11 protein-coding genes are annotated in these 19,399 nt (G+C 76.2%); 8 read left to right on the top strand and 3 right to left on the bottom strand.

What is annotated here, in order from left to right; genetic code table 11:
* Positions 1–27: 27 nt before the first annotated feature.
* Complete coding sequence (gene recQ, locus ACIGHB_RS03820) at positions 28–2,247, bottom strand: DNA helicase RecQ (protein ID WP_399909249.1); 2,220 nt, start codon at positions 2,245–2,247, stop codon at positions 28–30.
* A 198-nt stretch (positions 2,248–2,445) separates the two neighbouring features.
* Between recQ and ACIGHB_RS03815 the strand changes: the two genes are divergently transcribed.
* Positions 2,446–2,703: a LapA family protein gene (locus tag ACIGHB_RS03815; RefSeq protein ID WP_388883243.1), complete on the top strand. Its 258-nt coding sequence runs from the start codon at positions 2,446–2,448 to the stop codon at positions 2,701–2,703.
* 27 nt (positions 2,704–2,730) lie between these two features.
* On the opposite strand, the gene ACIGHB_RS03810 is transcribed toward ACIGHB_RS03815, so the two are convergent.
* Positions 2,731–3,057 (bottom strand): helix-turn-helix domain-containing protein, encoded by a 327-nt coding sequence (locus tag ACIGHB_RS03810; RefSeq protein ID WP_360322063.1) that lies wholly within the window; start codon positions 3,055–3,057, stop codon positions 2,731–2,733.
* Positions 3,058–3,190: 133 nt separating this feature from the next.
* Between ACIGHB_RS03810 and ACIGHB_RS03805 the strand changes: the two genes are divergently transcribed.
* Positions 3,191–3,529, top strand: coding sequence for a hypothetical protein (locus tag ACIGHB_RS03805; RefSeq protein WP_360322066.1), 339 nt, complete (start codon positions 3,191–3,193; stop codon positions 3,527–3,529).
* Here the strand turns inward: ACIGHB_RS03805 and ACIGHB_RS03800 are convergent.
* Complete coding sequence (locus tag ACIGHB_RS03800) at positions 3,492–3,956, bottom strand: hydrolase (RefSeq protein ID WP_399909246.1); 465 nt, start codon at positions 3,954–3,956, stop codon at positions 3,492–3,494. The genes ACIGHB_RS03805 and ACIGHB_RS03800 overlap by 38 nt on opposite strands.
* A 317-nt stretch (positions 3,957–4,273) precedes the next feature.
* Between ACIGHB_RS03800 and ACIGHB_RS03795 the strand changes: the two genes are divergently transcribed.
* The 6 genes from ACIGHB_RS03795 (at position 4,274) to ACIGHB_RS03770 (ending at position 19,294) form a co-directional block, all read left to right on the top strand.
* Positions 4,274–6,175 carry an FHA domain-containing protein gene (locus ACIGHB_RS03795; RefSeq protein WP_399909371.1) on the top strand — a complete coding sequence of 634 codons (1,902 nt, stop codon included), beginning with the start codon at positions 4,274–4,276 and terminating at the stop codon, positions 6,173–6,175.
* 234 nt (positions 6,176–6,409) lie between these two features.
* Complete coding sequence (locus tag ACIGHB_RS03790; protein WP_360322072.1) at positions 6,410–7,267, top strand: DUF4132 domain-containing protein; 858 nt, start codon at positions 6,410–6,412, stop codon at positions 7,265–7,267.
* A complete protein-coding gene (locus ACIGHB_RS03785) occupies positions 7,264–12,177 on the top strand; it encodes a DNA-binding protein (protein ID WP_399909244.1) in 4,914 nt (1,637 codons plus the stop codon). Before ACIGHB_RS03790 ends, ACIGHB_RS03785 begins: the two co-directional genes overlap by 4 nt.
* 159 nt (positions 12,178–12,336) lie before the next feature.
* A complete protein-coding gene (locus ACIGHB_RS03780; protein ID WP_399909242.1) occupies positions 12,337–13,491 on the top strand; it encodes an AAA family ATPase in 1,155 nt (384 codons plus the stop codon).
* On the top strand, positions 13,488–17,387 hold the full coding sequence (locus ACIGHB_RS03775) for a DUF5682 family protein (RefSeq protein ID WP_399909240.1): 3,900 nt from the start codon (positions 13,488–13,490) through the stop codon (positions 17,385–17,387). The genes ACIGHB_RS03780 and ACIGHB_RS03775 overlap by 4 nt, the downstream gene beginning before the upstream one ends.
* Positions 17,384–19,294, top strand: a complete 1,911-nt coding sequence (locus tag ACIGHB_RS03770; RefSeq protein ID WP_399909239.1) for a hypothetical protein — start codon at positions 17,384–17,386, stop codon at positions 19,292–19,294. Before ACIGHB_RS03775 ends, ACIGHB_RS03770 begins: the two co-directional genes overlap by 4 nt.
* Positions 19,295–19,399: the final 105 nt, after the last annotated feature.

The following is a 19,399-nucleotide window of genomic DNA, read 5'->3' as shown; positions in this document are numbered from 1 at the left end:
GGGAAGCGTCCGGCCGGGCCCGCGGCGTCACTCCCAGTCGTCCCAGGACGGCTCGGTCTCGTCCTCGCCGAAGAAGAGCGGCTCGTCCTCGGGTGCCGCCGGGGGGCCGGCCGGCCGGGCCGCCGGGGCGGACTTCCGGGCGGCGGGGGCCGGCTTCCGGGCGGCAGGAGCGGACTTCTGGGCGGCCGAGGCGGGCCCGCCGCCGGCAGCGCGGGCCGCGCGCTGATCGGCCGCCGGCGTCCCGTCGCCGGACGGGGTGGGGGCCGTGGCCGTGGCCGTGGCCGTGGCCTGAGTCGTACCGCCGGGCGACGTCTCACCGTCGGCCGGGGACGTGTCGCCGGGGGAGGACGGGGCGGCGCTCGCTCCGCCCTCGGCCGTGAACTCGGCGAGGGCTTCCAGCAGGCCCTCCCCGTACTTGGCGAGCTTGGCCTCGCCGACGCCGCCGACCGTGCCGAGCTCGGCGACGCTCGTGGGGAGCGTGGTCGCGACCTCACGGAGCGTGGCGTCGTGGAAGACGACGTACGCGGGCACACCCTGCTCACGCGCGGTCGCCGCGCGCCACGCGCGCAGGGCCTCGAAGACGGGCAGGGCCGCGGCGGGCAGGTCGACCGGGACGCGGGACTTGCCGGAGCGGCCGCCGCTCTCCTTGCGCGGCGCCGCCGCCTTCGCCGCCTCCTTGCGCATCGGGACCTGGCGCCGGCCGCCGAGGACCTCGCCGCTGGCCTCGGTGAGGACGAGCGTGCCGTAGTCGCCCTCCACGGCGAGCAGCCCGAGCGCGAGGAGCTGGCGCACGACCCCCCGCCACTCGGCCGTGCCGAGATCGGCGCCGATGCCGAAGACGGAGAGGGTGTCGTGGTCGAACTGGATGACCTTGGCGGTCTTCTTGCCCTGGAGGATGTCGATGATCTGGCCGGCGCCGAACTTCTGGCGCCGCTCCCGGGCCAGCCGCCACACGGTGGAGAGCAGCTTCTGCGAGGCGACCGTGCCGTCCCAGGACTCGGCGGGGGTCAGGCAGGCGTCGCAGTTCCCGCAGGGCCCGGACTCCTGGCCGAAGTAGGCGAGCAGGCGGACGCGCCGGCACTCGACGGTCTCACAGAGGGCGAGCATGGCGTCGAGGTGGGCGGCGAGGCCCCGCCGGTGGTTCTCGTCGCCCTCGGAGCCGTCGATCATCTTGCGCTGCTGGACGACGTCCTGGAGGCCGTACGCGAGCCACGCGGTCGCGGGCTCGCCGTCCCGGCCCGCGCGGCCGGTCTCCTGGTAGTAGCCCTCGACGGACTTCGGCAGGTCGAGGTGGGCGACGAAGCGGACGTCGGGCTTGTCGATGCCCATGCCGAAGGCGATGGTCGCGACGACCACGACGCCGTCCTCGCGCAGGAAGCGCGCCTGGTTCGCGGCGCGGGAGGCGGCGTCCATGCCCGCGTGGTACGGGATCGCGTCGACGCCGTGCTCGGCGAGGAAGGCGGCCGTCTTCTCCACGGACGACCGCGACAGGCAGTAGACGACTCCGGCGTCACCCGCGTGCTCGGCGCGGATGAGGTCGAGGAGCTGCCGGGTCGGGTTGTTCTTGGCGACGATCCGGTACTGGATGTTGGGCCGGTCGAAGCTGGCGACGAAGTGGCGGGCCTCCTCCAGGCCGAGCCGGGTGGCGATCTCGCCGTGGGTGGCCTCGGTGGCGGTGGCGGTCAGCGCGATCCGCGGCACCTTGGGCCAGCGCTCGTGGAGGAGGGAGAGGGCCAGGTAGTCCGGCCGGAAGTCGTGGCCCCACTGGGAGACGCAGTGCGCCTCGTCGATCGCGAAGACGGAGACCGTGCCCCGGTCGAGCAGCCGCTGGGCGCCCTCGGTGCGCAGCCGCTCGGGGGCCAGGTAGAGGAGGTCGAGCTCCCCGGCGAGGAACGCCTGCTCGACGGTCTGCCGCTCGTACGGGTCCTGGGTCGAGTTGAGGAAGCCCGCCCGGACGCCGAGCGCGTTGAGCGCGTCCACCTGGTCCTGCATGAGCGCGATCAGCGGGGAGATGACCACGCCCGTGCCGGGCCGCACCAGGGCGGGGATCTGGTAGCACAGCGACTTGCCGCCGCCGGTCGGCATGAGCACGAGGGCGTCGCCGCCGGCCACGACGTGGTCGATGATCTCCTGCTGCTCGCCCCGGAAGGAGCTGTAGCCGAAGACGCGGTGGAGCACCTCCAGGGCGTCGGAGGATCCGTCGGGGCGCGGTGCGGAGGAGTCGGAAGAAGCGTCGATGAGGGCCACCCGAAAAGCCTATCCGCCCGGACACCGCCACCGAGCCGACCGTTGGAACCTGTGGACAACTCGTCCGGGCGGGCGCGCCCGCCGGCGCTATCCACAGGTCAGGGGCGCCCGCGGGGGTCCTGCCCGGCGGGACAGGGGTCCCGGCGGCCTCGATACTGGGGAGGAACGCCTCCTCCCCCGAGAGAGGAACCGGCTCTCATGTCCCAGCACACCGACAAGCAGCCGCACCGTCCGGCGACCGTGACCGTCAAGGGACGGGACATGCGGTTGCGGACCATCGGATTCCTCCTGATCGCCGCGCTGGCCATCTGGTTCATCGCCGCCAACACCGGCTCCGTCACCATCCGGCTGTGGGTCCCGACGGTCACGCTGCCGCTCTGGATCGTCCTCACCGTGACGCTCCTGGTCGGCGCCGTCCTCGGCTTCTTCCTCGCCCGCCGGCGCGCACGGCGCTGACGGGGCTGCCGACGGCGCTCGTCGCGGTCAGGAGTTCTCGGGTTCGTCGGATTCCCGGGCGGCCAGGAGTTCCAGCAGCCCGGCGATCTCGTGCCCGGCCTCCGCGGGGTGCCGGAAGGGGGCGTCCGGGTTGACGCGGTAGCGGTTGCGGCGGCCGTCCGCGGCCCGGGCCCGGGCGAGGTAGCCGCCGTCTTCGAGGTCGGCGACGATCGCCTGGACGGTCCGCTCCGTCACCCCGCAGCGCGCCGCCACGTCACGGAGCCGTGCCTCGGGGTCGCGGGCGACGGCGAGCAGGACGCGGGCGTGATTGGTGAGGAAGGTCCAGCCGGCCGGGCCGCTTCCATTCGCTCCCATACGAGTCCACTCCCCCGGATCACGCCGGATCATGCGAAGCGCATTTCATGCAAACATTTACGCATTTCCCCACAAAGCGGACACTCGGAGTGAGGCGTCGCCCGTGCGGCGCCCTGGAGGACCGGAGCCTTCCATGAGCCGCGAACTCGTCCACCAGGTCCAGACCGTGCTCGCCGACGCCGGATTCGGCCCCGACAGCGGCCTGACGACCCGGAGCGAGGGGGTGGCGGTGATCGTCTCCTGGCATCCCGACCGGCTCATCCGCCCCACCATCGCGGCCCACGCCGCCGACCCCGACGTCCATGCCGCCGCCGAGATCACCGGCATCCGTACCGCCCTGGACACCGCCCTGACCAGCGTCTTCCTCGCCGCCGGCCTTGTCCCGCTCACCCGCCCCGAGGGCTCCATCCGCGTCACGACGGCGCCTGTCCGCGTCACGACGCCGCCTGTGCACCGAGCCCGGGGTCGCTGAGCCCGGGGAGGACCCTCTTGGCGCCGAGCAGGACGCCGTACCGCTCCCGCGCCGCGAAGTCCTCCGGCCGCCACACCACCGGACGCCCGGCCTCCGCGCACAGGTGGAGGATCTCGCCCTCCCCCGCCCAGACGCCGACGTGGGCGCCGTAGGCCCGGTCGACGGAGTTGAACAGGAGCAGGTCGAGCGGGCGGAGGCCGTCGACCGGCACACGCACGGTGCGCTCCGTGTCGTCCCACAACTCCGACGAGCGCAGGTCCGGCGGGTTCAGGCCGAAGTGCCGGAGCACCTCGTAGGCGTACAACTGGCAGTTGGCACCCGGCCCGAGGCCCGGCCGGGCGGCCACGGAGGCGGCGCCGGGGAAACGCGAGCCGTCGTAGCGCACGGACAGGAACTCCGCCGGCAGACGGGACATGAGCGACTCCATCCCGCCATCATCGCCCACCCCGCGCGGTGCGCGCACCGCCGCCGCGCACGGCCCGTCCCGGAGCTCTCCCCGCCCCTTCCGGCACAGCGGTCACAGGCGCCCCAGAGGCTCCCGGCGGAACCCTTCCGTGACATTTTCACAGCAGGGTCACCCCCTGATGACCAGTGGGTTCGCACGCCTTTCCAGCGGTGTCGGGCCCGCCCTAAGCTTGCTCTGCGTGCCGGTCGACTCGCGGCGTGTGAGACAGGAACCGCCGCCCGTCGCCGGCTTGCTTCGCGTTTCGTCATCGGATCCGTGACCAATGGAATTGGGTGACCATGCCTCCTCGGCTCGTCGGCCATCAAGGCTCCCTGACCGGACAGCAGTTCCCGATCGGCACCTCACCGGTGACCCTGGGTCGCAACGGCGACAACAGCATCGTGATCGTCGGTGAGAACGTCTCACGCTTTCACGCCGAAGTGCGCCGTGAGAACCACGGATTCGTCCTGTACGACAGCGGCAGCAGCAACGGGACACACGTCAACGGCGCACGGGTCACCTCGCACGAACTCCAGCCCGGGGACCTCATCGGGATAGGCACCGAGACGTTCCGCTTCGAGGCGGCCGACGCCATGGAGACCATCCTCGACCTCTCCGTCCTGCGTCCGCTCGGCGTGTCCTCGCAGGCGACCCTGGCGGCGGGGCCGGTCCTCGACGTCACCGTGTCGGGCGGCGGACCCGTCGGCCTGAGCTTCGCGCTGCTCCTCGAACACCTCATGGGGCACCGCGTCGCCATCACCGTGTACGACGGCCGCTGGACCCAGGACGGGGCGCGTGTCGTCTGGAAGGGCGAGAACGAGGGCAACGTCCGCCGGCAGCAGGTCGTCACGGTGCAGAGCCGCCAGTACCTGAACCTCCCCGAGGAGGTCCAGGAACGCCTCTTCCGCGACGGCGCGTTCACCGAGATGTGGCCGGTCGGACCGGATTCGATCCGCGGCCGCAGCCCGAGAAACCTGCGGATCGCCTATATCGAGGACACGCTCCTCGAACTGGCCAACGAGAAACCGGACCGCATCCGTCTGGTCCCCGCCGCTTTCGACCCGGCCGAGCACCAGAATTCCGACGCGAAGAACCATGTCCTCGCGATTTGCGAAGGGGGCCGGTCCCGGACCCGGGAGCATTTCGCGGACAAGTTCGGGAACGCCGACAAGTCCATCTATTCGCTGCACGGCCGGCACGTGCAGGACGTCGTCCTGGGTCTGCGGGTCAAGTCGGCCCTGAGCGACCCCATGACGGTGCTGCTCACCGTCGCCCAGAACCGGTTCCTCCTCAACGCCCTGCGCGGCGAGGGGTTCCTCAACATGCGGCTCACCGACGACGAGGCCGCGGAAGTGGTCGGCATCGACCCCGTCCGGCACGTGTTCGAGGACTGCATCGCCTCGCGCCCGTGCGTCATGGGCCGCGACGACCACGGCGACTTCCAGTGCTCCACGCACAGCACCCTCTTCCTGCCCGCCATGGTCAGGGGTTCGGCCCTGTGGAAGCGGGTGCGGGAGGGGCTGGCGCTGTTCGGCGTCGCCGAGGAGGACCTCAGCGCCGTCACCGCCTTCCGGCTCGACATGGTGCAGCGCCCGAGGTTCACCACTCGCCTCACCCCGGCCACGCCGACCTCGCCGGGGACGTACGGCTTCCTCCTCGGGGACGCGGCCAACGCCATCCACTTCTGGCCGGGCCGCGGGCTCAACAGCGGTCTGGGCTCGGCGATCTCGCTGGCCCGGTCCCTCAACGGGGCCTGGACGGGGCGCCCGTTCCGCGACGCCGACTTCGCCCGCCACGAAGCGGCCATGTCCATGCTCCAGTACCGGCACAAGAGCCGCGCCTGGAACACGATGATCACCACCGACGAACACGGCGTCAGCCGCCCGATCAAGGAGAAGATCGCCCAGAGCATCGCGGAGCACGAGGGCAAGGACCTCGACAGGAACGCCGACCTCGACGCCCTGATGGAACGGCTGCGGTCGATCCGCGGCCGGCTCGCCTCCCGCCTGCCCGGCATGCCCGACGACCCGACGCTCCGCGGCCACCTGGAGTCCCTCGGCGCCTCCACCCTGCGCACGCTCTGGGAGAGCGGGGCCTGGGACACCCTGATCGTCGGCGGCGAAGAGGTGGACATCGACATCTTCTACCGCCAGGACGCCCCTCCCGCAGCCGCTCCGGCCCGGACCCCCGCCGTGCCGTAGCCCGGACGACGACGCCCCCGGCTCACGCCGCCCCGGCACGGCCCCCGGCTCAGGCCGCCCCCGGCGACCGCGGCCGGGGGCCGTGCCGCGCCCCGACCACCCCCTCGCCACCCTCCCCTCACCGCGTTGTCAGTGGGGCGGCATAGCGTCTTACCCATACCGCAGTTCGGGGGTCGTCGTGCCCTCTGGTTCGGGCTGCGTGGACACTTCGGTTCCCAGGGAGGGGCGCGGCTCATGGTGTGGCTGGACGCGGGTGAGGGGTACGAGGTCACCCTCGACGACGGAGGGCGGGTGGTCGCCCGCCGCGCCGGCGGGCGGGTGCTGAAGACGGTGCCCAAGGCCCTGCGGGACGACCCGGGGGTGGACCGGCTGAAGCAGCTGGCCGAGTGGCTGGACCGGCACGCGGACGCGTGCGTGGCACAGGTGGATTCCTGGATGGTGTCCTCGCTCCCGGTGCCCACCGAGTTGATCGCGCGGGTGTGGCCTGACGAGGCGTGGCGGGCCGCGCTGCGCGACATGGCCGTGGTCGGGGACGACCCGGACGAGGTGGGCTTCCTGCGGGACGTGTCCGGGGACGGCGGGCTGAAGGTCGTCGACCTGGACGGTGAGACGGTGCGGATGACGCCGCGCACGGTGACCCTGCCGCACCCGGTGCTCCTCCCCGACCTGGAGGACGTCCGGGAGTTCGCGGCCGAACTGGGCATCACGCAGCGCGTGGAGCAGATCCACCGCGCGACCTGGACGCGCCCGGAGACCCTCGCGGCGAACGCGACGGAGGTGCGGGAGTACGCGGGCGGCAGGTTCGCCTCGCGGTTCGGGCTCGCCGCGCGGGCGACCGGACTCGGCTACCGGGTCTCCGGCGGGTACGCCACCTGCAAGGTCCGCGACGGCGGCCGGAGCGTCGAGGCGTCGGTGTGGATCGGCGAGCCGTACTGGGACGGGGAGTCGGAGACCGGCGGTCTGAGCTGGCACGACGAGGACGGCCGCGCGATGCGGCTCGACGGGGTCGGGCCGGTGGCCTGGTCCGAGGGAATGCGCATGGCCGCCGCGCTGTACGCCGGCCGCACGATCGAAGAGGGTGGGAACGCGTGACCGGCACGACCGCGACGAACGACATCGAGCTGCTGAACGCCGGGGCCGTGCTCCCGGCGGACACGGTCGGGGCGGGGCCCTCCGCCGTGGAGCTCACCGCCCGGACCTACCGTCACCCCGTGTTCGCCGAGGACCGGGTCGTGGTGCGGCTGACGGCCGCCGAACTCGGCGCCGCCGAGGACCTGGCCGCGGGCTTCCTCGGGCTCGAACCCGCCGCCGAACCGGCCGTGGTCGGCCTCGGCAGGCGCCAGGAGCTGGGCTTCCCCGAGTGGGTGCTGGTGCACCACCCGGAGGACGGGCACCACGCGCTGGCCGTCGTGCCCGAGCTCGACCGGCTAGCGCGGCAGGCGAAGAGCAAGCCGAAGGCCGCGCTCGACGCCTGCCTCGAACTCGCGGGGCGGCTCGCCTCCTCCGTGCCGCACTTCCTGCCCGTCTTCTTCGAGCAGGCCGCCCGGGTCTTCCTGGCCGTGGAGAACACCACGTACGCGGGGCAGTTGTTCGGCCGCGCCCGCACCAGCGAGGCGCAGCACGGGCTGCCCGTGGACGAGGACCGGCTGGACGCCGTGTTCCTGGAGTTCGCGCTCGCCGGCGCGCTGCCGGTGAAGGTGCTCTCCGGGTACGGCAAGGAGCTGTCCGCGCGGCTCGCGCCGCAGGAGGCGTACGAGCGGTTCCGCCGGCTCTGCGTGCGCCGCACGGCGGGCGGTCTCGCTCCGTCCGCGCAGGCGGCGACCGAGCTGCGGCGGCTCGCGCGGGCCGCCGGGCTGCCCGCCGCCGAGGCCGAGCAGGACCATCTCGCGGAGCTGCTGCCGCTGCCGGCCACACTGCGGGCGGCGACGGGCTGGTGGAAGGCGCAGCGCGCCGCGCTGGTCGCGCTGGCCCGGCGGGTGCCCGAGGCGCGCGGCACGCTGCTGACGCTCGCCCCGTCGTCGGACGACGGCGCCCTGAGCGAACTGTGGCTGGACATCCTCGCGGAGTCCGGGGCCGACGCCGGACTGGTCGACGCGGACCTGCCCGCCGAGGAGCGGTGCGCCGACGGCGCGGCCGGCTGGCTGGAGCGCTTCCACGCCGCCCGGCACAGCGGATGGGGCCGGCGGCCCACCCCGACGCCGCTGCTCGACCTGGTCGAGCGCGCGGCGGGCCGGATCCGGGCCGATCTCGCGGACCGGCCCGAGGGCGGCCGCGCGCTGCGGATCGGGCTCGAGGACACCAACCTGCTGGACCTGCTGCTCGCCCTGGACGTGCCGGTCACCGACCCCGAGCAGGACGAGCGACGGCAGGGCCCCGCCCTGGACCTGACGGACTGGCACCAGTCCGAGCGGCCCCGGGACCTGGCGGCGCTCGCCGCCGACCCGCGCTTCCACCGCGCGTTCGACCGGGCGGCGAGCTCCTTCAACGGCGCCGGTCACAGCGCGGACGTCATCCGCCGGCTGGCCGCGGCCGAGGGCGGCCGGGTGCTGCTCGCCCGCTGGACCCGCGCGGTCGCCCGCTCGTCCGTCGCGGCCGGACTTCCCGGCCTGCCGGAGGCCCTCTCCACCCTCGGGTGGCTGCCGTCCGAGGCGCTGGCCCTCGCCCCCGACGAGGTGGCCGCGGCGGCGGGCGCCGACCTCGGCGAGACGCTGGCGCGCACCCTGCGCGGCGGCCTGTGGGAGGAGTTCCACTGGCCGGAGTGGGAGCGAGCGGTGGCGGAGCTGGCCCCCGCGGCCGCCGACCCGTCCGAGCTGACCGTCGTCGAGGCGTGGCCCCACCTGATCGTGGCGAACGCCTCCCAGGCACGGGTGATCGGCGCCGAGGAGACCCTCCTCGTGCACGACCTGCGCATCCCGCGGTCCACGGCGTCGTCGATCCGCAGCCTCGGCTTCCACTACGTGGACGGCGCCCTGCTCGTGTTCTGGACCGAGTACGGCGGCGGCCCCGCCCGCGCGTACTGGCACACGGCGCCCGACCGGCCGTTCACGCTCGACGACGTCAACGTGTGGTCGCTCCGCCCCGGCCGGGCCAGCCTGGAGCTGCCGGGCGGCGGGCGCACCACCGGCCGTGGCGTGCTGCACGCCGGGGACACCCGGCTCCCGGCGGAGGTGCCCGTCATCACGGACGGGACGTCGTACTGGGCGTACGAGAACGGCGGCGGGCAGGAGGAGAGCGGCTGGGTCGAGTACGACCCCGTCGAGGGCGCCTACGGGCGCCGCTCGCAGCCCGGCTTCCTGGCGGACGCGCTGCGGCCGCACGCCCCGGGCGCCCGGCTGGGCGACTTCTCGTCCTGGCTGCGGCCCGCCCCGGCCGTCGAGGACTCCGCCGTGGGCGCGCCCGTCGACGGCCTCCTCGGCTGGCGCGTGGTGCGCCTGCCCGGGAACGGCTGGCACGCGGGCGACCTCGCGGGCCGCGAGGTCACGCTGCCGGAGGGGTCCGACATGCCGCTCGCGGCGCTCACCTTCCCCGGCGACGCCCGCCCGCGCGCGCTGACCCGTGAGTGGCGGACGCTGTCGCTCACCGACCCGGACGGCGTCGTCACGGCCACCTGCGACAGCGGCCGGAGCGAGCTGTTCCGGACCGCGACGTCGCTGCTCCCGCCGCTCGAATTCCTGTACGCGCTCCGCACCCGCGACCCGCGCGGTTCGGCCCTGCTGCGCGCCGCCGACGCCGAGACCGCCGGGGCGCTCCTGAAGGGCGCCGTCGCCGCGGAGCGCGCGGAGGACGTCCCCGCGCTCGTCGGCACGACGCTGCCCGGGCTCTCGCCCGAACTCGCCGCCGGTGTCACGAAGGTGCTGCGCTTCGCGGTGTGGCAGCAGAAGGCGCTGGACGCGGTCGCCGCCCGGCTCCACCCGGCGGACGAGCCCGTCGTGTCGCGGGTCGAGGGTACGTACGACCGGGTCCTCTCCCGGGCGCTCAACGGCGTGGTGGGGTCCGGCTACTCCCGGTGGGGCGCCGGCTCGGACGTGACCCACCAGTACCTGGAGCGGCTGGCCTCGGTGTGCGCGGCCACGGACGCGCCGGCCGTCCCCGGCCGCCTCCACTTCGACCTGCCGACGCTGCCGTGGTCCGGGCTGCCGTTCACCCCGCTCCTCGACACGCCGGCCGTGCTCGCCTACCGCGCGGTCGCGCCCGGCACCGAACCCGCGAGCCGCGACGCGCTCCTCGGCGTCCTCGGCCAGGCCGACGCCCTCGGCCTGCTGTCGGCGGCGGGATCCGCCGACCGCTGGCGCCGGGTCCTGCTGCACCTGCCCGAGGCGCACCTGACCGCCCCGGACGGGCTGGCCCGGAACGGGTCGCACCGCAGTGTGGTCCCGCTCGGCGGCGGCGCGGCGCTCGGCTTCACCGAGCACAGCGACGGCGTGCCGGGCGGGCGGGACTTCGGCGCCCTGCTGTACGACCCGAGCGGCCGGTTCGAGGTGCCCGGCCCGTACGCGGTGCGCGGCAGCGCGCTCGTCGGCGACCCCGAGCGGCCCGCGGGCTGGGCGTCCGCGTTCCTGGCGGAGGCGGAGGCCCGGGGCGTCCCGGCGCCGTTCCCGCCCGCCGCCGCCGAGGAGTTCGGCCGGCTCACCGGCGCCTCCCGGGCGCTCGCCGCGCTCGTCCTCGCCGGCATGCCGGGGATCGACAGCCACGAGAACAACTTCCTGCCCGTGGAGCTGCGCAAGACCCTCGGTGTGAAGGTCGTCGAGGCCGCCCACGCCAGGAACGAGCTGCGGGCCCTCCCGGTCGAGGCGCGCCAGGCGGTCGTGGCGGCGCTGCTGCCCGAGGACCCGGCCCGCCTGTGGACCGACGGCCCGGACGTGGCCGCCGCGGCCGAGGTGTGGAACGCGCGCGTGGGCCGCCGGGTGCAGGTGCCGGACTGGCTGACGGCCGAGGCGGCCCGCGCGGTACGCGGGAACTGGCCGGCTCCCCGTGCGCTCGCCGCGCTGCTCGACCCGGCGAACTCGCCCGAGCTGGGCACGGACGTCGCCTGGCACATCAGCAACGACAAGCCGGAGCCGGTCGTGCCTGCGGCGGCGCCGTTCACCGGCGCCGTCCTGACGGGCGCCGTCGGTCTGATGGCGTGGATGGCGCACCGGCTCCCGGCGGGCGACCCGCTGCGGGCGGCGCTGCCGAGCGCGCTGACGGCGGTGCGGCGGCGGCTCGCCTCGCCGGAGCTGCTGGTCGCCGTCGGGCACTACACGAGCCTGGCCGAGTTCCGGAAGGTGGCCGGGGCTCCGACGGAGACCGCGCCGGACCACGAGCGGTACGGGGCGGTGCTCATGGCCACGTACGACGGGCAGCCGCTGCCCGCGCTGCGGACGGCGCTGCTCGACTCGACCGGCTCCGACCCGTACCTGGCCGCGCTGCGCGGGGACGACCAGCGGCCGACGTCGGTCGAACTGGCGCTGCGGCTCTGCCACGACCCGGTGTTCGCGCGGCTGTTGGCCGATCCGGGTGCTCCGGCGGCGGGCGGGACGGCCGACGACGGCACGTGGTGGCCGCAGGACCCGTCGCGGTCGGTGCCCGCGCTCGTCGCGGAGGCCGCCGCGGCGTACGGCCTCGGGGCGGACGCCGCGGCGCTCTACCTGATGCTGCTGGCCCTGCCCGACCCGACGGACCGGAACACGGCCCGGTGGACGGGGTGGAAGCCGGCCCGGCTGAAGGCGGCGCGGGCCGAACTGGCCGCCACCGACCTGGTGGTCTCCGCCGTACGGGCCCGCGCCGGACGCTCGCTGTTCCTGCCGGGCGCCTGGGCGGAGCAGTCCGCGCCCGTGCCGCCCGTCGAGCAGTGGAAGCTGGCCCTGTACGGCGTCCCGGCGGACGGCCGGCCCGTCCTGGGCGCGCTGGTCCCGGCCGAGCCGGTCGCCGAGCTGTACGCCCGCGCGTGGCGGCGCGTCCTCGACGGCGACCTGCCGCGCTTCGAGGAGCTGAAGGTGAAGCGCACGCGCCGCCGGCGCTGACCACCGCGCCCCGGGCCGACGGATCCGGCCTCCCCCGCCCCGGCGGGACGCCGGATCCGTCGCCCGGAGGCCGTCCCCCGTATCCGATCATCAGGGCGCCCGCGGGCGCCCCGTGAACCTCCCGCCGACCGACGCGGGACCGTCCCGAAGGAACCGCGCATGACCGTCACCGACCACCCCGCCCCCGCCCGGCAGGTCCGGCCCGCCGAGGAACGGCACGCGGCCGAACTCGCCTTCCTCGCCGCCCAGGATCCGGGCCCGCGCCCGCCCGGCTGGCTGCTCACCCCGCGGGCCGTCGTCACGTTCGTCTGCGGCAGCGGAGGCGTCGAACTGGCGCTGCCCGAGAAGCGCGACGGCCTGCCGGCGAAGCTGGCGATCAGCCCGAAGTTCGTCGGCGAGCGGGCGCTGGTGGAGCGGTGCGTCGTCACGCTGGCCGGGGAACGCGGACTGCTCCTGACCGGCGAGCCCGGCACCGCCAAGTCGATGCTGTCCGAACTCCTCGCCGCCGCCGTGTGCGGGACGAGCGCCCTCACCGTCCAGGGCACCGCGGGCACCACCGAGGACGCCTTCCGGTACGGGTGGAACTACGCGCTCCTGCTCGCCCAGGGCCCCACCCCGCAGGCGCTGGTCGACTCCCCCGTCCTCTCGGCCATGCGGACCGGCCGGGTGGTGCGCGTCGAGGAGATCACCCGCTGCCTGCCCGAAGTGCAGGACGCCCTGGTGTCGCTGCTGTCGGACCGGCGCGTCACCGTCCCCGAACTGACCGCCACCGAGGACGCCGTGGTGAGCGCCGCGCCGGGCTTCACGGTCATCGCGACGGCCAACCTCCGGGACCGGGGCGTCTCCGAGATGTCGGCCGCCCTCAAGCGCCGCTTCAACTTCGAGACCGTGGACCCGATCGCCGACGCCGACGCCGAGGCGACCCTGATCCGGCGTCAGGCCGTCGCCGCGGTGCGGCGGGCGGGCGCGGAGTTCGGCGTCGACGACGCCGTCCTGGACGCGCTCGTCACCGTCTTCCGGGACCTGCGTTCGGGCCGGTCCACGGAGGGCTGGGACGTGGAACGGCCGGGCACGGTCATGTCCACCGCCGAGGCGGTGCAGGTGGCGGCCTCGCTGGGCCTCTCGGCCGCGTACCTGCCCTGCGGCGACGTCCTCGACCTGCTGCCCGGGCACCTCCTGGGCGTCGTCCGCAAGGACGATCCGGCGGATCACGCCCGGCTGCTCGGCTACTGGGACGGGCCCGTCCGCCGCCGCGCCGAGACCGGCTCGGCCATGTGGCGGCGCCTGTGGGACCTGCGCGGGAGCCTGCGGTGACGATCCCCGACCCCAGGGCGGCCGTCGACGCGCTGGCCGCGTCGCGCACGCCCTACCTGCTGGGCGTACGCCACCACAGCCCGGCGCTGGCCGCCGTGGTACCCGCGCTCCTGGACGCGGCGGACGCCGAGGTGGTCTGCGTCGAGCTGCCCGCCGACTTCCAGCCGTGGCTGGAGCACCTCGCCGATCCCGAGACCGTGGCGCCGGTGGCGCTGGCCGGGGCGGGCGAGGGCGGACGGCTGTCGTTCTACCCGTTCGCGGACTTCTCGCCGGAGCTGGCGGCGGTGCGGTGGGCCCGCGCCCGGGGCGTCGAGGTCGTCTGCTGCGACCTGCCGCTCGGCGACCCGGGCTGGAGCGCGGAGCCCGCCGTGCCCGCGGACGGGACCCCCGCTCCCGGGCCGACGGGGGCGAGCGCCCCCGGACGGCGTCTCTTCGCCGACGCGCTGACGGCCGCCGGAACCGGCCGGGACGGCGACGACCTGTGGGACCGCGCCGTCGAGGCGCCCGCACCGGGGTGCGCGCCCGAGGCGGTGCGGCGGGCTGCGCTCGGCGTGGGCTGGGCGCTGCGCGCCGACACGGCCGTACCCGCCACCGACCTGGCGCGCGAGGCCCGGATGCGCGAGGTCATCGCCGGTGCCGCCGCGAGCGGCCGCCGCGTGGCGGCCGTGATCGGCGCCTTCCACGCCCCCGCGCTCGTGACGGCGGGAGCGGCGGCTCCGGGCTCCGGCGGCGCCGTCACGGACGGGCATGCGGGCGGTACGGCGGGGAGCCCGAGGCCCGGGCGAGAGGGAGGTACGGCGGGTGGTGCGGTGCTCGGTACGGCGGGGGGCGCGACGCCCGGGCAGCCGGGAGACACGGCGCCCGGGACGGCGGCAGGTGCGGCGCCGGGGACGGCCGGAGGCACGGCGCCCGGGACGGCGGAAGGTGCAGCACCCGGGACGGCGGCAGACACGGCGCCCGGGGCGGCCGGAGGCACGGCGTCCGGGACGGCGGAAGGTGCAGCACCCGGGACGGCCGGAGGTGCGGTGCTCGGGGCGGCGGTGACGTCCTTCGTCCCGTACTCCTTCGATCTCCTCGACTCCCGTTCCGGCTATCCGGCCGGGATCCGCGATCCGCGCTGGCAGCAGGCCGTGCTGGAGGCGGGCGGCGTGCCGGAACGGCTGCGGGAGGCGGCGTCCGTCGCGCTGACGGGGCTGTGCCGGGAGCTGCGCCGCGCGGGCCACACCGCCGGTACGGGCGAGGCGGCCGAGGCCCTGCGGGTCGCCTGCGACCTGGCGGCGCTGCGCGGGCTGCCGGCGCCCGGCCGGAGCGAACTCCTCGAGGCCGTGACCACCGTGCTCGGCCAGGGCGAACCCCTCGGCCGCGGCCGGGCGCTCGCCCGCGCCCTCGAGGCCGTGTTCGTCGGCACCGTACGCGGCAGGCCCACCCCGCACGCGCCCCGGTCCGGCCTGGGCCCGTCCGTCGAGGACGAACTGGCCCGGCTCCGGCTGCCGCGCCCCGACGAGCCCGAGCCGCGCGAGGTCCGCCTCGACCCGCTGCGGTCGCCGCTCGACGGCCGGCGCGAGGTGCTGCTCCAGCGGCTGCTGGTGATCGGCGCGTCGTACGGGGAGCCGGTCGCCGTCGCGGCGACCGGGGACGGTACGGCGCTGGGCACCAAGTGGCGCCTCGCCTGGACGCCTTCGGTGCCCGCGCGGCTCGACCTGGCCGGGGTGCGCGGGGTGACCGCCGCGCAGGCCGCGGCGGGCGCGCTGAGCGAGACCGCCCGGCGCGAGGCGGCGGACGGCGGCCCGACGCCGGCCCAGGTCCTCGCCGGGCTGACCGCCGCCGCCCGCTGCGACCTCCCCGACCTGGTCGGGGAGCGGCTGGCGGAGGCCGCCGCGGTGCTGCCCGAGACCGCCGCCCTTCCCGAACTCCTCGACGCCCTCGACCTGCTGGACGGCCTGCGGCGCGGGCACTACCCGGGCACCGCCACGGAGGCGCGCGAGGCCGCGGGCGCGCTCTCCGGAGTCCTCCTGGACGCGGCCGTCCGCGCGCTGCCCGGCCTCGCCGGGAGCGACTCCCCCGCCGACGCGACCGCCCTGGTCGCGCTGGCCGACCGGACGGCCGCCCGGCAGCTGGGCCTCCGCATGGACCGGGCCCTGGCCGAGCTCGCCGCCGACGGCTCGCCCCTGGTCCAGGGCGCGGCCCTCGCGGTCCGCGTGCTGCTCGACCTGGACCCGGCCGCCGGGCTCGGCGAGCGGGCGGCGGGCTGGATCGACGCCGCCGCCGGTCCCGGCACACGGCGGGCGCTGGTGAAGCGGCTCGCCGGGCTGCTGACCGCCGCCGGTCCGCTGCTCCAGGTGTCCCCGGACGCCCTCACGCCGCTCCTGGACCGGATCGACACCCTGGGCGACCAGGAGTTCCTCGACCGCCTGCCGGCCCTCCGGGGCGGTTTCGACGCGCTGTCGCCGGCCGCGCGGGAGCGCCTGCTCGGCGCGGTGACCGAGCGGCTCGGCGACCGACTCGACCTCGCCCTGGACGCACCGCCCGCACTGCTCGCCCTGTGGGCGGCGGCGGACGCGGCGGGGCTCGCGGCGCTGAAGTCACTGGCCCTGCCCGGCGAGGAGCCCGCGCGCGGCGCCGGAGCGGAGCCCGTACGGACGGCTCCCCCGCCCGCGCCCGCCGCGGAGGCGAAGCCCGTACACCCGGCTCCCGCGCTGCCCGCCGAGGCGGAGCCCGTACCGGCGACTCCCGCGCCCGCCGCCGAGGCGCCGCTGCTGCCGGTGCCGGAGCGCGGCCTCGCGACGGCGGACCGGTGGCGGCTGCTGCTCGGCCGGCACAAGGACCGGCTGGACGGCAGGGCCCGGCGTTACGCGCACGCCCTCGACGAGTTGTACGGACACGGCCGCGGCGAGGGCTCCGACGGGCTCGGCGGCGGGGCGTCCGGGCAGGGCGGCGGGCAGGAGGCGTCGTTCCCGACGGCCCGTGAGTGGGCGGACGAGCTGGAGGTCCTGTTCGGGGCCGACGTCCGCGAGGAGGTCCTGGCGGACGCCGCCGACGCGGGCCGGTCCGACGTGCTGGCCCAGCTCGACCCGGCCGCCGTCCGACCCTCGGTCGAACTGCTCTCCTCGGTCCTGTCGCTGGCCGGCGGTCTGCCCGAGTCCCAGGTCGCCCGGCTGCGCCCGCTGGTGAAGCGGCTCGTCGACGAGCTGACGAGGGAACTGGCCACTCGGGTGCGTCCGGCGCTGTCCGGGCTGTCCTCGCCCCGGCCCACCCGTCGTCCCGGCGGCCGTCTCGACCTGGCCCGCACCCTGCGGGCCAATCTGGCGCACACCCGGCGGCTCGACGACGGCCGGGTGGTCGTGGTGCCCGAGCGCCCGGTGTTCGGCACCCGCGCGGGCAAGGAGGCGGACTGGCGGCTGATCCTCGTGGTCGACGTGTCCGGCTCGATGGAGGCGTCCGTCGTCTGGTCGGCCCTGACCGCCGCCGTGCTGGGCGGCGTACCGACGCTGTCCACGCACTTCCTGGCGTTCTCCACGCAGGTGGTCGACCTGACCGACCGCGTGGCGGACCCGCTGTCGCTGCTCCTGGAGGTACGGGTCGGCGGCGGCACCCACATCGCGGCGGGCCTCGCGCACGCCCGGACGCTCATGACCGTGCCCAGCCGCACCCTCGTCGTCGTGGTCAGCGACTTCGAGGAGGGCGCCCCGCTCTCCGGGCTCCTCGGGGAGGTCCGCGCGCTGGCGTCGTCCGGCGCGCACCTGCTGGGCTGCGCCGCCCTCGACGACACGGGCGCGCCCCGCTACTCGGTGCCGGTGGCGCGCCGGCTCGTCGCCGCCGGGATGCCGGTGGCCGCCCTCAGCCCGCTCGCCCTCGCCCGCTGGGTCGGGGACCGCCTCCGTGGAGAAGCCCGTTGAGCACCACAGCCCTGCCGCCCGTCGCCCCCGAGGTCCTCGCCGAGGCCGTCGAGCACCTGACCGCGCGGCTGCGCAAGAAACTCGACGCCGCCGTCGCGGAATGCGGCGACCGCGCCGGGGCGGGCCCGGACGGGGCGGTGGAGGTGCGCTTCGGCGAGGACACCCTCGTGACCCTGCGGCCGGGCCCGTCGGGCGCGGTCACCGACCCGGGCCAGGCGGTCTGCACCTGCCTGCTGGCCCCGCGCTGTCTGCACCGCGCGGCCGTGCTCGGCGCCGCGCCGCTGGCGGACGCCGCGCCGGTCCCGGAGGCCGGAGAGGCGGAAGAGGCCGGGGAGGCCGGGCGTCCGTCCCCCGCCGCGGAGGCCCCGCCGCCGGCCGCGGACGCGGAGTCCCCCGCCGAGCCCGTGGCTTCGGGCGCCGGAGCGCCGGGGCACACCGTCACCTCCCGTCCGGCGGCGCCCGCTCCCGCCGTCGTACCGGCACCGGCACCGGCACCGCTCACCCCCGCCCAGGCCGCCGCCGCGTCGGCGCTCTGGGGCGCCGCCGCCGAGGCCCTCGCGGCGGGCGTCGGCGCGGGAGGGACGGTCGTGCAGGCCGAGCTGCTGCGCGCCGCCCACTCGGCGCGGCTCGCGGGGCTGGTGCGCGCGGAGGCCGCCGCGCTCAGGGTCGTACGCGGGCTCAGGACCGCGCGCGAGCAGGCGCGGGGCCAGCGGCTCGCCGACCTGACCGCGGCCTTCCGGGAACTGCTCGCGGGGGTGGCCGCCCTGTCCTCGGGGGCGGCCGGTCCCGGCGCGACGGCGTCCGCCCGGCGCGCGTACGGGCAGGGCGGCAGCCTGCGCGTGTACGGGCTCTGCCGGGAGCCGGTGCTGTCGGCGACCGGGTACGGCGGGGTGACGACCCATCTCCTGACCCCTGACGGCGACTTCCACACGCTGTCCGACGTGCGGCCGGGCGGCATCGCGCGGACCAGGGGCGCGGGCACGGCGTCCGTCGCGCTCGGCGGCGCCGTGCTCGACCATGCCGGGCTGGCGCGCGGGGGTCTGCTGATCGCCGGCGCGACCGTCTCGCCCGACGGGCGGCTCGGCTCGGGCCGGGGCGTCCGCGCCACGCCGGTCCGGGGCGCCGCCTGGTCGGAGGAGCCCGTCGCGGCGCTCTTCGCCCGTCCGGTACGGGAGGCGGTGGCGTCCGCGCTCGACGCGGCGGAGCGTCCGGGCGAGGCGGGCCCGGCGTTGCTGGGCTGTGACGTGGAGGTGCTGGGCGCGGCCGAGGACCATCTCGTCGCCCGGCTCCTGGGCGGGGGTCCCGTGGTGCGGCTGCGGGTCGCGCATCCGCACCCGGAGCTGCCGCACACCGCCAACCTGCGGCGCATCGGCGAACACCCCGGTGTCGTCCTGCGCGTCCTGGGTCTCCTCGACCCGGACCGCGCGGCGACGCTCCGCCCCCTGGCCGTGGGCCCGGTCCCGGACGCCCCGGACTCCCTCCGCCTCCCGGAGGAGTGGAGCGGCCGCGCGGACCTGGGGTACGACCGTCTCCAGGGCGACCACTTCCCCCGTGCGGGCTCCGGTGCGCCGGTGCTCGTCCCGACCGTTCCGGACCCGTTGGCCAACGCTCCTCTCTGGCGGGTGCGCCGACTGCTGGAGACGGGGGTGGCCGGTGGGCGCCGTGCCGTCGCCGAAGCGTCCCGGGGCGCCGACCGCGCCTCGCTCACGGCCCCCCTCCGCCGGGCGGGTCTCCCCGGCGCCGCCGAGCTGGTGGAAGTCCTGACGGCCGAGGCGGACCGCAGACCGAGGGACTCCTTCGGCCGCCTGGAGGACGCCTCCTCCGACGCGTACGCCCGGGCGTGGCTGGCCTCGGCCCATCACCTCCACGCCGCCGAACGCTCCCTGGTCACGGCCTCCTGGAGCTGACCCTCCTCGTCCGGCCGAACGGAACCGTCGTCACAAAGGAGTTGATGTCGTGGACCCACCCCACTAAGGTCACTTAGGCAAGCCTCACCTAAGTAGAGTTGGTGA

Source organism: Streptomyces sp. NPDC085460 (assembly GCF_044541975.1).
Classification (GTDB): domain Bacteria; phylum Actinomycetota; class Actinomycetes; order Streptomycetales; family Streptomycetaceae; genus Streptomyces.
This window is presented reverse-complemented; position numbering and strand designations above follow the sequence as displayed.